At 74.2% G+C, this 14,167-nt stretch carries 12 protein-coding genes; 5 read left to right on the top strand and 7 right to left on the bottom strand.

The genetic code is table 11. The annotated features are described in order from the left end of the window. Positions 1-47 precede the first annotated feature (47 nt). Positions 48-914: a serine hydrolase gene (locus V6U81_RS08015; protein WP_334486086.1), complete on the top strand. Its 867-nt coding sequence runs from the start codon at positions 48-50 to the stop codon at positions 912-914. Between the two features lie 49 nt (positions 915-963). On the opposite strand, the gene V6U81_RS08020 is transcribed toward V6U81_RS08015, so the two are convergent. Then, positions 964-1,761, bottom strand: a complete 798-nt coding sequence (locus tag V6U81_RS08020) for a tyrosine-protein phosphatase (RefSeq protein ID WP_334486089.1) — start codon at positions 1,759-1,761, stop codon at positions 964-966. A 43-nt stretch (positions 1,762-1,804) separates the two neighbouring features. Here V6U81_RS08020 and V6U81_RS08025 point away from each other — a divergent pair, with 43 nt between their 5' ends. Both V6U81_RS08025 and V6U81_RS08030 read left to right on the top strand, forming a co-directional pair. Beyond that, on the top strand, positions 1,805-2,902 hold the full coding sequence (locus V6U81_RS08025) for a mandelate racemase/muconate lactonizing enzyme family protein (protein ID WP_334486092.1): 1,098 nt from the start codon (positions 1,805-1,807) through the stop codon (positions 2,900-2,902). Positions 2,903-2,960: 58 nt separating this feature from the next. After that, positions 2,961-3,866 carry a C40 family peptidase gene (locus tag V6U81_RS08030; protein ID WP_334486095.1) on the top strand — a complete coding sequence of 302 codons (906 nt, stop codon included), beginning with the start codon at positions 2,961-2,963 and terminating at the stop codon, positions 3,864-3,866. 58 nt (positions 3,867-3,924) lie between these two features. Here the strand turns inward: V6U81_RS08030 and V6U81_RS08035 are convergent, their stop codons facing one another. Continuing rightward, on the bottom strand, positions 3,925-4,923 hold the full coding sequence (locus tag V6U81_RS08035) for a TerC family protein (RefSeq protein ID WP_334486098.1): 999 nt from the start codon (positions 4,921-4,923) through the stop codon (positions 3,925-3,927). A gap of 424 nt (positions 4,924-5,347) precedes the next feature. Between V6U81_RS08035 and V6U81_RS08040 the strand changes: the two genes are divergently transcribed. Next, on the top strand, positions 5,348-5,641 hold the full coding sequence (locus tag V6U81_RS08040; RefSeq protein WP_334486101.1) for an antibiotic biosynthesis monooxygenase family protein: 294 nt from the start codon (positions 5,348-5,350) through the stop codon (positions 5,639-5,641). Between the two features lie 718 nt (positions 5,642-6,359). On the opposite strand, the gene V6U81_RS08045 is transcribed toward V6U81_RS08040, so the two are convergent. From V6U81_RS08045 to uvrB, 4 genes are all read right to left on the bottom strand, one after another. Beyond that, positions 6,360-7,259, bottom strand: coding sequence for a helix-turn-helix domain-containing protein (locus V6U81_RS08045; protein WP_334486103.1), 900 nt, complete (start codon positions 7,257-7,259; stop codon positions 6,360-6,362). Positions 7,260-7,386: 127 nt separating this feature from the next. After that, a complete protein-coding gene (locus V6U81_RS08050; RefSeq protein ID WP_334486105.1) occupies positions 7,387-7,755 on the bottom strand; it encodes a VOC family protein in 369 nt (122 codons plus the stop codon). A 24-nt stretch (positions 7,756-7,779) separates the two neighbouring features. Next, positions 7,780-8,595, bottom strand: coding sequence for an AraC family transcriptional regulator (locus V6U81_RS08055; RefSeq protein ID WP_334486107.1), 816 nt, complete (start codon positions 8,593-8,595; stop codon positions 7,780-7,782). 16 nt (positions 8,596-8,611) lie between these two features. After that, positions 8,612-10,720, bottom strand: a complete 2,109-nt coding sequence (uvrB, locus tag V6U81_RS08060) for an excinuclease ABC subunit UvrB (protein ID WP_334486109.1) — start codon at positions 10,718-10,720, stop codon at positions 8,612-8,614. A 301-nt stretch (positions 10,721-11,021) separates the two neighbouring features. Here uvrB and V6U81_RS08065 point away from each other — a divergent pair, with 301 nt between their 5' ends. Then, the gene (locus tag V6U81_RS08065) at positions 11,022-12,860 is read left to right on the top strand and encodes a hypothetical protein (protein WP_334486112.1); all 1,839 of its coding nucleotides are present in this window, start codon (positions 11,022-11,024) and stop codon (positions 12,858-12,860) included. A 4-nt stretch (positions 12,861-12,864) separates the two neighbouring features. Here the strand turns inward: V6U81_RS08065 and coaE are convergent, their stop codons facing one another. Continuing rightward, positions 12,865-14,043: a dephospho-CoA kinase gene (gene coaE, locus V6U81_RS08070; protein WP_334486115.1), complete on the bottom strand. Its 1,179-nt coding sequence runs from the start codon at positions 14,041-14,043 to the stop codon at positions 12,865-12,867. Positions 14,044-14,167: the final 124 nt, after the last annotated feature.

Raw genomic sequence — 14,167 nt, forward strand, 5'->3', positions numbered from 1 at the left:
TCCGGCGGGGGTACGCCCCGCGGCGCGCGTCGGCTACGGTCACCGGCATGACCTGGGATGATCTCGACGCCCACCTGGACCGGGTACCCGGCACCGTGTCGGCGTACGTGGGCCGGCTCGACGCCGCCCCGACCTGGACCCGGCTGCCCGACGCGACCCACTACGCGGCCAGCACGATGAAGGCTGCGGTGCTGGTCGCGCTCTACCGGGCCGCCGAGGCGGGCACCCTCGACCTGGACGCGCCGACGCCGGTGGTCAACGAGTTCGACTCGGCGCTGCCGGGCGCACCCCGGTTCTGCTGCGACCGGAACTACGACAACGACGAGGCGGTCTGGGAACGGGTGGGCGGCGTGGCCCCGCTGCGCTGGCTGGCCGATCGGATGATCACCCGGTCGAGCAACCTGGCCACCAACATCGTCATCGGCCGGGTCGGCCTGCCGGCGGTCGCGCAGGCGTGGGCGCTGGCCGGGGCCCGGCACAGCGCCACCGGGCGCGGCATCGAGGACTTCGCCGCCCGCGAGGCCGGCGTCACCAACGTGGTCACCGCGGCCGACCTGGCCGCCCTGCTCGCCGGGCTGGTCACCGGCGCGCGCCGCCCCGGACCGTTGGCCTCGCCGGCGGCCTGTGCGGCCATGGTGGACGTGCTGCTGGCCCAGGAGCACCGCGAGGACCTCGCCTCCGGGCTGCCGGAGGGCACCCGGATCGCGCACAAGAACGGCTGGGTACGCGGGGTCCGGCACGGCGCGGGTGTGGTCTTCCCGGCCGACGCCCCGCCGTACGCCGTGGTGGTCTGCACCACCACCGACCTGGCCGACGGCGGCGCGAGCGGCGAGGAGGTCGAGGACGACGCCTGCCGGTTGATCGCCGACGTCTCGGCGGCGGTCTGGGCGGCCCGGCACGACCTGCGCGACTGAGGCGGGCGGGCCGGCCGGGCGGGTGGCGACGACCGCCCCCGCCGGCCCGTCAGTCCAGCAGATTCGCCCGCAGCGCGTCGCGCAGCTCGCCGGTGACCCCCAGCCCGTCACGCAGGTACACGTCGAACGACCCGTGCACCCGGCGCACCTCGTCGTAGGCGGCGTCCAGGTACTCCGCCCGGACCTCCAGCACCGGGCGGACCGCCGCCGGGTCCAGCTCCGGCTGCCGGCGGACCATCGCGGCCAGCAGCACCTCACGAAGGCTCACGGTCAGCTCGTTGTGCCGCAGGTAGTCGGCCCGGATCGCGGCCGGCTCCACGCCCAGCACGGTCAGCAGCACCACCGCCAGCCACCCCGTCCGGTCCTTGCCGGCCGAGCAGTGGAACAGCAACGGCAGGTTCGCCTCCTCCGCCGCCAGCCGCAGCGCCGTGCCGAACCCCTCGCGCGCCGACTCCCCGGTGACGAACCAGCGGTAGATCGCCGCCATCGCCGCCGGCGTGCCCTCCCGGGCCAGCTCGTCGTACGCGTCGAGGTCATGGCCGAGCAGCACCGCCGAGACGTAGGTGAAGACGGGGTGCGCGGGGTCGTGCACCGGCAGGTGCACCACCCTCGGCTCCCCCACCAGCCGGTCCGCCGGGGCGACCTCCTGCTCGGAGGCGTCGCGCAGGTCCACCACGCAGGCCGGGGCGAGCTTGCCGAGCACCGGCAGGTCCTCCTCGATCAGCCGGCCCAGCGCCGGGGTCCGGATCAGCCGGCCCGCCCGCACCCGCCGCCCGTCCGCTGTGGGCAGGCCGCCCAGGTCACGCGCGTTCGGCGCGCCCACCAGCTCCCAGTCCCGCCCGGTCATCGACGTCCCCCTCCGGCCTAGTCCTGCGTATAGGGTGCCGCACATGACGATCGCCGCGGTACGCACCCACCGGCTTTCCGCTCCCTTACACACGCCTTTCGTCACCGCACTGCGCCGCACGACCACGGTGGACACCCTGGTCGTGGAGGTGATCGACTCCGACGGGCGGTCCGGCTTCGGAGAGGCGCCGCAGGTCTGGAAGGTGACCGGCGCGTCGGTGGCCGGCGCCGAGGCGTGCGTCCGCGACATGCTCGCCCCCGCGGTGGTCGGCCGGGACGCCGACGACCTGGTGGCCCGGTGCGCCGAGGTGCGGGACGCGGTTCCCGGCAACGAGTCGGCCCGGGCGGCGCTGGACGTCGCGCTGCACGATCTGGCGGCGCGACGGCTCGGCGTACCCCTGGTGCGGTTGCTCGGCGGCACCAGCCTGCGCGTCCCGACGGACGTCACCCTGGCCGCCGGTGACGCGGTGGAGTTGGCCGGGGCGGCCCGGCAGCGCCGCGCGGACGGCTTCGACGTGCTCAAACTCAAGGTCGGCACGGACGCCGCCGGCGATCTGGACCGGGTCCGCGCGGTCCGCGCGGCGGTCGGGCCGGGGGTACGGATCCGGCTGGACGCCAACCAGGGCTGGACGCCGCGCGAGGCGGTCCGGGTGATCCGGGGCATCGAGGACGCCGGGCTCGACGTCGAGCTGGTCGAGCAGCCGGTGGCCCGCTGGGACCTCGACGGCCTGGCCTGGGTCAGCGACCGGGTGCAGGTGCCGATCCTCGCCGACGAGTCGGTCTTCGGCGTCCGGGACCTGGTCGAGGTGATCCGCCGTCGGGCGGCCGACATGGTCAACGTCAAGCTGGCCAAGTGCGGCGGCCTGCACGCCGCCCGCACGCTGCTCGATCTGGCCCGCGCGCATGGCATGGGCACGATCGTCGGTTCGATGATGGAGAGCGCGGTCGGGGTGGGCGCGGCGGCCAGCCTGGTCGCCGCTTACCGCACCACCGCCGTGTCGGACCTGGACGCCGCCTGGTGGCTGGCCTGGTCGCCGGTGCGCGGCGGGATCCGGTACGAGGGCGCGACCGTGCTGCTGCCGGACGAGCCCGGGCTGGGCATCAGCGGTGTCAGTGAAACAAAGGTGCAGCCCCGCGCTTGAGTCTCGTTGGTTTCTTTCATAAGGTCCCGATAGGTGCCAGCGCGAACCGGAGGTCGACGTGGAGCTGCGAGCGGGCCGCGAGGCGGTCGTCCGGGTCGCCGTCGCGACCCTCTGGACCGACCCCGGGGCGGTACGGACGGTCGACCGCCTCGCGCTCGACACCCCCACCGACACCCCCGGCTGGGTCGCCGGCATGGACCGTGACCAGCAGGTCGGAGACTGCGTGCTGAGCCAGCTGCTGCTCGGCGAGCGGGTGCTGGTCACCGCGCTGCGCCCGGACGGCTGGGCGCACGTGGTCGCGGTCGAACAGCCGGCGCCACGGCTCGATCCGCGCGGCTACCCCGGCTGGCTGCCCGTCGCGCAGCTCGCCCCGCAGCAGGCTCCCACCGTCGACCCGCTGGTGGTCGACGCCACCGTGACCGCGCTGCACGCCACGCCGGACGGCCCGGTGGCACTGCCCGGCGTCGTCCTCGGCACCCGCCTCGCCCCGGCCGGCCCGGCCGTGGACGGGTGGTGCCCGGTGCGGGCGCCCGGCCACCCGGACCCGCTCTGGGTGCCGGAGGCGGACGTCGTCCCGCTGCCCACCACCCCACCGCCGGCCGGCGAGGTGCTCCGGCTGGCCGAGCGGCTGCGCGACGTGGTCTACGTCTGGGGTGGTCTCTCCGGCCACGGCATCGACTGCTCCGGTCTGGTGCACCTGGTCTGGCGGCGGTTCGGCGTGACGCTGCCCCGCGATGCCGGCGACCAGGCGGCGGCGACCAGCCCGGTGCCCGACGGCGAGGAACGCCCCGGGGACCTCTACTTCTTCGCCCGCCCCGGCCGGGGCATCCACCACGTCGGGATGGTCACCGACGGCGCCGCCGACCGCCGGATGCTGCACGCCTGCTACCGGGAGCGCCGGGTGCTGGAGGAGCCGCTTCCGGCCGACCGGCTGGCCACCCTCGTCGGCGCGCACCGCGTCTGACCCGGTACGACGACGGCGCCCCCGGTGACCGGAGGCGCCGTCGTCGTCGGTGGGTGGGTCAGCGCCGGGCTTCGGCCAGCTCCCGCCGCCGGTCCCGGGACGACTTGACCAGGCTCGCCACGGTGGCCACGGCGAGGGTGCCGAGGATGACCAGCAGGGACAGCCAGATCGGGATGTGCGGGGCCCAGGCGACGTGCTCGCCGCCGTTGATGAACGGCAGGTTGTTGTCGGCCAGCGCCTCGAGCACCAGCTTCACGCCGATGAAGCCGAGCACCACGGCCAGGCCGTAGCTGAGGTAGATCAGCCGGTCCAGCAGGCCGCCGAGCAGGAAGTAGAGCTGGCGCAGGCCCATCAGCGCGAAGACGTTCGCGGTGAAGACCAGGTAAGGCTCCTGGGTGATTCCGAAGATCGCCGGAATGGAGTCCAGCGCGAAGATCAGGTCGGTGGTGCCGATCGCGATCATCACGATCAGCATCGGGGTGAAGAGCCGCTTGCCGGCCAGGTGGGTGGTCAGCTTGGCGCCGTCGTAGTCCCGGGAGATCGGCAACGCCTTGCGGCTCCACCGGATGAGCAGGTTCTCCTTGAACTCGTCCTCGTCCGGCTCGCCCTGGCGGGCCAGGTTGACCGCGGTGTAGATCAGGAACGCGCCGAAGATGTAGAAGACCCAGGAGAACTGGGAGATCAACGCGGCGCCGGCGGCGATGAAGCCACCGCGCATGACCAGGGCCAGCACGATGCCGATGAGCAGCACCTTCTGCTGGTACTTCCGGGGCACCCCGAACCGGGCCATGATGATCACGAAGACGAAGAGGTTGTCGACCGAGAGGCTGTACTCGGTGAGCCACCCCGTGTAGAACTGGCCGGCCACGCTGGCGCCGGAGGCGAGCCAGAGGCCCACGCCGAAGAGCAGGGCCAGGCCGACGTAGAAGCTGACCCAGAGGCTCGACTCACGGATGCTGGGTTCGTGCGGACGCCGACCCACGATGAAGAGGTCGATGAGCAGCATCGCCGTCATCGCGACGAGCGTTCCCGCCCACACCATTCCGGACACGTTCAATTCCATTCCTCCGGCAGACACGCGGCGTCGGGCACACCGTACGCCGAGTGACGGCGGGGTGGGCGGCGACGGAAGCTGTGGTGACTGTCGGAGGTCTCTTCCGCCAGCGACCCGCGGGCGGGGCGTTGACCGATGGAGCCGGGTCGGGTGCCGGGGGTGGCGGTCGACCGTGCTGACGACTCCGTCGCGGGGGAATACTCCCCTCCGGCCGCCATTCTTCACCATGCACGGCCGTCAGCGCATCTCCGGTAGGGCGGATTGCCGCACGTATCACCCTGCTCACGTGTCGACCGACACCTTTCGTGCGGCATCCTAGGAGGCTAGGTGTCGCGTTACGTCCGGATCGGCCCCGCCGCGGGGCGATCCTGGGACGGGGCCACCCCCGCGGCGTAGCGTCGGCCGACCGCCGTGCGAGGCTTCGGGCATGGTTCTTGAAGTCGCGCTCATCGACGTACTGCCCGGACACGAGGACGCGTTCGCCGCCGCCTACGCGAAGGCGCACTCCATCATCACCGCCGCCGAGGGCTGCCGGTCGGTCCGGATGACCCGGGGCATCGAGACCCCCACCCGGTTCGTCCTCCTGGTCGAGTGGGACTCGGTCGAGGCGCACGACCAGAACTTCCGCGCCACCGAGGCGTTCGGCCAGTGGCGGGCGCTGATCGGCCCGCACTTCGCCGGACCGCCGCGGGTCGAGCACTTCGTCGACGTACCGGCCTGAGATCCATCACCGTCGCTGTCGTACCCCCGGGTTACCGTACGGCGCTCGCGCGGCACACCGGCCCCGACGCGTTCGGGGGCGCCGGGTCCGGTGGCCGGGCGGCGACGGCGCCTGACGCCGGGCCGGCACCCGGGACCGATCGGTGTCGCGGGCCGGGCAGTTCCACCGGCCGGGCTTACCTGCCGGGGCGGAGGAGCTCCGGAATCTGGGGCGTCGGTGTTGCCCGAGGGGCGCTGCCCGTCGACGGGCGGGGTGCCGTTTCAGGCGCTACGAACTTGATGTCGTCAGCGAATCGGATGTCCGTTTCAGGCGCCCGAGGCGTGACTGGCATCCGCGATTCGTTCGCGTCATCAAGTTTGTAGCGGTCGCCGGGACACCCGGCCCGGCCCCTACCGTCGCCCGCTCGTCAACCCGACGTCACACCACGTCGGGCTTCTGGACCAGCCGGGTCCGGGCCTCCCGGCCCGGCCCGCTGCCCGTGCCGGCGCGCGTGATTCCGTGCGGCCCGTCAGGCCACAGCGACGAGCAGGGCCACCTTCCTGCCCGGGCGCGGGAGCCCTTCCTGCCCGGGCGCGGGAGCCCTTCCTGCCCGGGCGCGGGAGCCCGCGGTGCGCCGGAGGCGGAGTGGCTGCCCCGGTGAAGGCTCCGGTCGCCGCCGGGCTCCGGCCACCCGTGCTGCCGCTCCGGCCCGACGGCCGGGCCGGTCCGCGCGCTCCGGTCAGCGGTCGCCCTTGACCGCCTCCACCACCGCCGCGTCGACCGCGCCGGCGGCGCGCCGGCGGAACAGCTCCCGCGTCTCCGCCCGGCTCAGCGCCACCTCCGTCAGCCAGCCGGTCACCCGGTCGTAGCGGCTCACGTCGACGTCGCCGACCAGCCGCACGTCGGTGGTGAGCGCCTCCAGCATCACCGTGTGCGGGTCGGCCGGGTCGGGGAAGGAGTAGCAGCAGTAGGGGGTCAGCGGGTGCGGCCCGCGCGGCGCCGCCGCCCGGGGCACCACCCGCAGCGTCAGGTGCGGCAGCTCGGACAGGGCCGCGAGGTGCTCCAGCTGCTCCCGCCAAACCTCGGCCGGGTCGTCACCCGGCTCGCAGACCCGCTCGTCGAGCAGGCCGGTGTAGCGGGGCGGGTCGGGCCGGCGCAGCACCGCCTGCCGGGAGAGCCGGGCGCGCAGGTCGGCCTCCGCGTCCAGCTCCGGGTGGAGCAGCCGGGCGGCGGCGATCCGCATTCGGGCGTACCCGGGGGCCTGGAGCAGCCCGGGCACGACGGCCGGTTGGTACTCGACGATGGCGGCCGCGCCCGCCTCCAGCTCGGCGTAGGTGCGCTGCCGCTCGCTCATCTCGCCCAGCGCCTTCCACCAGCCGCGGCTGGTGGCCGCGTCCCGGGCGATGACGATCAGCGCGTCCCGTTGCGGCGCCGGGACGTCGTAGACGTCGAGCAGGTCGAGGACGTCGGCCAGATCCGGCCTACTCTGCCCCAGCTCGATCCGGGACAGCTTCGAGGTGGAGGCCCAGCCCAGCCGGCCACACACCTGTTCCAGCGTCAGCGCCTCCCGTCTGCGCAACTGGCGCAGCTCGGCGCCGAGTCGCGCGCGTCGAATCACAGGACTCGATGACAACGGCATCCCGCCTCCCCACGACGGAGGGTACGCAGGACCGTCACCCACGGCAATACCTTGCTCGCACACCGCAACGGCGCGGCCGGTGGCCGGTCTGGCGCCCCCGTGGCGCCGGATCGGCCACCGGAGCGGTTCAGGGGCGGTAGGTGCCGAACGACCAGACGTTGCCGGCCAGGTCGCGGGCCACGTAGTCGCGGGACCCGTAGTCGGTGTCGAAGGGCTCGCGGACGATCTCGGCGCCGGCCGCGCGGGCCTGGGCGCAGTGCGCGTCCACGTCGTCGAGGGCGACGTAGACCGACCAGTCGTCGTCGGCCGGCCGGGGTCGCAGCGCCGAGTTCGCACCAATCATGATCATCCCCTCGTCGAGGGCGAGCTGGGCGTGCGCCACCGAGCCGTCCGGCGCATCGTGCACGGCGTGCACCGCGAAGCCGAACGCGGCGCAGAGCCAGTCGATGGCGGCGCGGGCATCGGGATACCGGAAGACCGGGTAGAGGGTTCGCATGCCCTCATCCTGCCGCCGGAGCGGTCACGCCGGATTGGACGAATGTGACCTCAGCAGGCCCGCGGGCGTCTCCCCGGCGAACTCGTGGAAGTCCCGAATCAGGTGGGACTGGTCGTAGTAGCCGTGGCGGGCGGCCACCTCGGCACCGCTCGGGGCTGCTCCGGCCGCCCCGGTGATCGCCGCCTGGGCCCGCGCGAAACGCAGCAGGCGGCCGGTCGTCTTCGGCGGCAGGCCCAGCTCCCGCCGGAACACGGTGGCCAGGTGACGCCGGCTCCAGCCGAGCTCCTCCGCCAACCGGCCGACCTCGACCTGCCCCCCACTGCCGGCCAGCCGCCGCCAGGCCCACCCGACCCGGGGGTCGACCGGGTCGCTGGTGGCCAGTCGCGCGGCCAGCGCCGCGTCAAGCAGCCGGAACCGCCTGGGCCAGTCCGACGCCCCGGCCAGCCGGTGACGGAGCAGGTCGAGCCACCGGTCGGGAAGGTGCTCCACCGCCACCGCCCGGTTGGCCAGCTCGACCAGCGGCAGGCCGAGGATCCGGCGGGCGGCGAGCGGGGCGAGCAGGAGTTGCACCCCGAGGCCCACCCCGACCGTGCGGGTGATGCAGTAGCCGTCGAAGGTCCCCGCCACGAAGGAGTCCACCCGGGACGCCCCGCGCTCGGCGCACCGAGGATCCACGACGTCCAGCGGGGCGCCCCAGCCGAGGATCAGCACCACGAAGGCGCCGGCCGTCTCCCGGCGGACCGCCGGCAGTGCCGCCCGCTCGCGGTAGCCGACGTACCGGTCGACGAACGGGAGCAGCCGGGCGTCGGGCCGGCCCACAACCAGGTCGAGGTCGCCCATCCCCGTCCTCCGTCCGTCACTTCACGCCGGCGGCGTCCATTCCGCGCAGTTCCTTCTTCAGATCCGACACCTCGTCGCGGATCCGGGCCGCCAGCTCGAACTGCAACTCCCGGGCGGCGGCCAGCATCTGGTCGTTGAGCTCCTGGATGAGCTGGGCCAGATCGGCCCGCGCCATCCCCTCGCGGGACGGTGCGGAGGTGCCGGCCCGGCTGCGGCTGCGGGTCTCCTTGACCGGCGCCTTGCCCCGGGAGAGCTGCCGCGCCGCGCCGCCGATCCGCGAGTTCTCGGTGTCCTCCGCCTCGCGATAGATGTCGTCGAGGATGTCGTGGATCTTCTTGCGCAGCGGCTCCGGGCTGATTCCGTTCGCCTCGTTGTGGGCGATCTGCTTGGCCCGGCGCCGGTCGGTCTCGTCGATCGCGGCCGCCATCGACGGAGTGATCTTGTCGGCGTACATGTGTACCTGGCCGGAGACGTTCCGGGCAGCGCGGCCGATGGTCTGGATCAGCGACCGGCCGCTGCGCAGGAAGCCCTCCTTGTCGGCGTCGAGGATCGCCACCAGCGACACCTCGGGCAGGTCGAGGCCCTCCCGGAGCAGGTTGATGCCGACCAGCACGTCGTACTCGCCCTTGCGCAGCTCGCGCAGCAGCTCCACCCGGCGCAACGTGTCGACCTCGGAGTGCAGGTAGCGCACCCGGATGCCGTTCTCCAGCAGGTAGTCGGAGAGGTCCTCGGCCATCTTCTTGGTCAGCGTGGTGACCAGCACCCGCTCGTCGCGCTCGGTACGCAGCTTGATCTCGTGCATCAGGTCGTCGATCTGGCCCTTGGTCGGCTTGATCACGACCTGCGGATCGATCAGCCCGGTCGGGCGGATCACCTGCTCGACGAACTCACCCTGGGCCTGCTCCAGCTCCCACGGACCGGGGGTGGCGGAGAGGTAGACCATCTGGCCGACCCGTTCCAGGAACTCGTCGAAGCGCAGCGGGCGGTTGTCGGCGGCGCTGGGCAGCCGGAAACCGTGGTCGATCAGCATCCGCTTGCGGGAGGCGTCGCCCTCGTACATGCCGCCGATCTGCGGGATGGTCACGTGCGACTCGTCGATCACGGTGAGGAAGTCGTCGGGGAAGTAGTCGAGCAGGCAGTGCGGCGGGCTGCCGGGCAGCCGACCGTCCATGTGCATCGAGTAGTTCTCGATGCCGGAGCAGAACCCGACCTGCCGCATCATCTCGATGTCGTAGGTGGTGCGCATCCGCAGCCGCTGCGCCTCCAGCAGCTTGCCCTGCCGCTCGAGCTCGGCCAGCCGCTCGGCCAGCTCGACCTCGATGTCGCGGATCGCCCGCTCCATCCGCTCGGGGCCGGCCGCGTAGTGGGTGGCCGGGAAGATCACCAGCTGGTCGACCTCCTTGACCACGTCCCCGGTGAGCGGGTTGAGGTAGTAGAGCTTCTCCACCTCGTCGCCGAAGAGCTCGATCCGGACGGCCAGCTCCTCGTAGGCCGGGATGATCTCCAGGGTGTCGCCGCGGACCCGGAAGGTGCCCCGCTGGAAGGCCATGTCGTTGCGGGTGTACTGGATGTCGACCAGCCGGCGGAGCAGCTTGTCCCGGTCGAGCTCCTGCCCGACGGCGACCCGCACCGCACGCTCCAGGTATTCCTCCGGGGTGCCCAGGCCGTAGATCGCGGAGACGGTGGCCACCACGATCGTGTCGCGGCGGGTGAGCAGCGACATGGTCGCCTTGTGCCGTAGCCGCTCGACCTCCTCGTTGATCGAGGAGTCCTTCTCGATGTAGGTATCGGTCTGCGGGATGTAGGCCTCGGGCTGGTAGTAGTCGTAGTAGGAGACGAAGTACTCCACCGCGTTGTGCGGGAGCAGCTCGCTGAACTCCTTGGCCAGCTGTGCGCAGAGGGTCTTGTTGGGGGCGAGCACCAGGGTCGGCCGCTGCAACCGCTCGACCAGCCACGCCGTGGTGGCGCTCTTGCCGGTGCCGGTCGCGCCGAGCAGCACCGTGTTGCGGTCGCCGCGCCGGACGCGACGCTCAAGATCGTCGATGGCTGCCGGCTGGTCGCCGGCCGGCTGGAAGTCACTGACGACCTGGAAGCGGCCGTCGAGCCGGGGAATGTCGAGCGCCATGACAGCAACGGTAGCCCCAAGGTCCGACACTCCGCCGTCGCTACCGTGGGTCCCTGATCGGCTTCGATATTCCGATTGTGTGGTACATCTCACCGCGCTAGCCTGTAGACCGTAGGCCGCTCGCGGCGGCCGACCGGGCCGGTGGCCGGACCCTCACGGGCGGGCCGCCCCTGGCACGTGTGGTCGCAGCACCCGGACATCACCGGCGTGCGCACCCGACGTGGTCGCGCTCGAGGCGCAGACCGGCCGCCGCGAGCGCCCCAATTCGTCACCGTCCTCCTCGCCGGCCGTTCAACCACTCGTGGACACCTCATCCGAGCGGCCGCCCTCGTCCTCCCCGGAGCACCCCTCCCCCACCCGGCCCGGCCGGCCGGCGACGCCCGACCCGCCGACCGCCACCGGGTCCGCGTCCCGCCCGCCCGCAGAGCTGGGCGGGCGAGCGTCCACCGCACCGCCGGGTCCCACCGACCGGCCGTCCACCGCGCCACCGTTCCTTCGTACCCCCATCGGGGCCGGCGCCCGGGGCGGGCCGGCACCGGCCGACCAGACCGGCCGGCGGCGGCGCGCTCCCGGCCGGCACCAGCGCTCCCGACGCCCCCTGCCCGCGCCCCCCGACCTGCCCCCCGCGCCACCGGCCGGGGGCGCCGCCGCCGAGGAGCCACCGGCCCGGCGGCGCAGCACCCTGGTCGCGCTCGGCGTGGTCGCCGCAGCCTCGGCCGCGGCGCTGGTGGCCGGGCTGCTGAGCTGGGCGCCGACGTCACCGGAGGCGGCCCGGGCGCTGACCGCGGACGAATCCGAGCGACTGGCCGCCACCCGGGTCACCAACTACCGCGACGTCCGGGTCGGGGTACGGGCGACCGTCGGCGCCGGCGCCACCCGCACCGAGCTGGTCGGCTGGGTGGACTGGGGGCGACCACTGGCCTACCTGGACGTCGGGGGGCCGGGCGCCGGCCCGGACCGCGGCCTGGTCCAGGCCACCCCCGCGGTCGTCGTGGTCCGCCCCGACCCGACCGCGATGCCGACACCGGCGCCACCGCCGCTGGTCCCGCCCGTCGACGGCTGGCGACTGCGCGACCTGCCCCGGGGGCTGGCCGGGGCGCTGGACGTCCTCTTCGCGCTCGGCGCCAACCGGGGTGAGCCCGTCGACCCGTTGCGCCGCGGCGGCGGGCGCTGGGTGGGCCGGGAGGTCCTCGGCGGCGAGTCGGTCGACGTCCTCCAGGCGCCGCTGCCGCCACCCGCGCCGGCCGACCCCACGGCCACCCCGTCGGCGCCGCCGGCCGCCGGGGACGGCGACCCCCGCTGGTGGGTCGACCGGGACGCCCGGCTGCACCGCTGGGCCGGTCGGCTGCCCGACGGCGCACCCCTCACCGTCGAGCTGGAGCGCAGCAACCGGCCCACCCTCTGGCCCGTCGACGCGCTGGGTGGGCGTCCCGGGCTGCCCCGCGCGCTCACCGACGCCGAGGCCGAACGGCTGGACCGGCTACCCGCCCGGCTGCGGGCCCGGTCCGGAGCGGCCGTCACCGTGACCGCGCCGCTGGGCACCGCCGCCAACCTGCGCGGCTCGGGCTGGCTCAGCTGGTCGGGTGCAGTGGTCTACCTGTCCGTGGCCGAGCTGGACACGCTCGGCCGGCGCACGTTGCTGCGCCGCGACGCGAACGGGTTCGCCCGGGCCGAGCTGCCGGTCGGTCCGGCCAGCGGCAGCGCCGAGCCGCCGGTCGGCCCGCCGCTGCCACCGCCGTCCGGGGCCGCCTGGCGGACCGGCGGACGACCGTCCGACGACCTCGACGTACTCGTCGACGTGGCGCTGCGGGTGGCGGCGACGCCGGTACGGCCCGGCTCAGCGATCAGGCTGCGCGGCAGCCGGCTGGCCGGCGTGACCGTCGACGTGTTCGAGCTGCGCGTCCAGGGGCTGCGGCTGCGTTACTGGCTCGACCGGGACGGGCTGCTGCGCCGGGTGGAGCTGCGGACCGGGGCCGGCGCCTGGGCGCAGCTCGACCTGACTCCCGCGAGGGTGCCCGCGGGCGTCGTCGTCCCACCCCGCTCGGCGCCGCCCGTCAAGGCGAAGCCGGCCCCACGGCGCCCGGCCCAGCCCGACCCGGGGCGGCGCGGGCGGCCGGCCGCGCGAGCCGGGGCACGGTGACGGCTCAGGGCTGCCAGCCGGTCTGCCCGGCCCACTCCTCGGCGCGCAGGTACTCCTCGTCGAACCAGGGGTCCCTCGCGGTGGCGTAGCTGCCGCTGTCCGGGGCGGACGCCGCCAGCTCCCGCTTCAACGCCAGGTACGCGGAGCGCTGGTCCGGGTCGGCGCGCAGGTGGTCGCGCATCAGCAGGGCGTACCGCCAGCCGGGCGACCCGGCCACCCGCAGGTGCAGGTTCACCGGGCGGCCCGGGTCCGCGCTGCCGTGCAGCCGCTTCTCCCAGCGTCCGCTCCCCGGCGGGCGGGGGTTGTCCCACCACTCGCCGGGCAGCCGGGGGAACCCCGCCTCGGCGAGCCGGTCGGCGAGCGGCCCGTCCGCCTCGGCGAGGGAGTCGACGGTGAGCTGGATGTCGATCACGTCCTTGGCGGCGAGACCGGGGACCGCGGTCGAACCGATGTGGTCGATCCGCCGCTCCGCCCCGGTCGCGTGCCGGATCCGTGCGGCGAGCCGGGCGTACTGCTCGGGCCAGCTGGGATCGGCTTCGGTCAGCACCACCTGCCGTGCGCCGACGGCGCGTCGGTCCCGCAGGTTGCGCTCGTAGGGCACCAGCCGGTCCCGCCAGAGGGCGTCCACCGCCGCGTGCAGCTGGTCCAGGGTGCCGTCGTTGTCGATCACCACGTCGGCCGCCGCGCGCCGACGGGCGTCGTCGGCCTGCGCGGCGATGCGCCGCTCGGCCTCCGCGCGGGGCATCCCCCGGTCCCGCGTCAACCGCTCCAGCCGGGTGCCGAGCGCCGTCCGCACCACCACCACCAGGTGGTACGTCGGGGCGAGCCCCACCTCGATCAGCAGCGGCACGTCGTTGACCACGACCGCGTCGGACGGGGCCGCGGCGACCAGCTCGGCGGTCCGCGCCCGGACCCGCGGGTGGGTGATCGATTCCAGCCGGCGTCGGGCAGTGTCGTCGCCGAACACCACCGCGCCCAGCGCCGCCCGGTCCAGCGCGCCGTCGGGACCGAGGATCCGCTCCGAGAAGGCGGCGACGATCTCGGCCAGCCCCTCGGTACCCGGGGCGACCACCTCGCGGGCGACCCGGTCGGCGTCGACGATCACGGCGCCCCGCTCGGCCAGCCGGGTCGCCACCGCGCTCTTGCCGGACCCGATCCCGCCCGTCAGTCCCACCATCAGCACGCCGACCAGTCAACCTGATCATTCGGAGCGCCGCCACATCGGGCCCGGGTCTGGCGCGCGGCTCGCCCCGCCCGATCGGCGGACATGGCGAGGGCCCCGCCCCCGACGACCCGGTGGAACCGGA

Source organism: Micromonospora lacuserhaii (genome assembly GCF_036902735.1).
In the GTDB taxonomy this organism is placed as follows: domain Bacteria; phylum Actinomycetota; class Actinomycetes; order Mycobacteriales; family Micromonosporaceae; genus Micromonospora.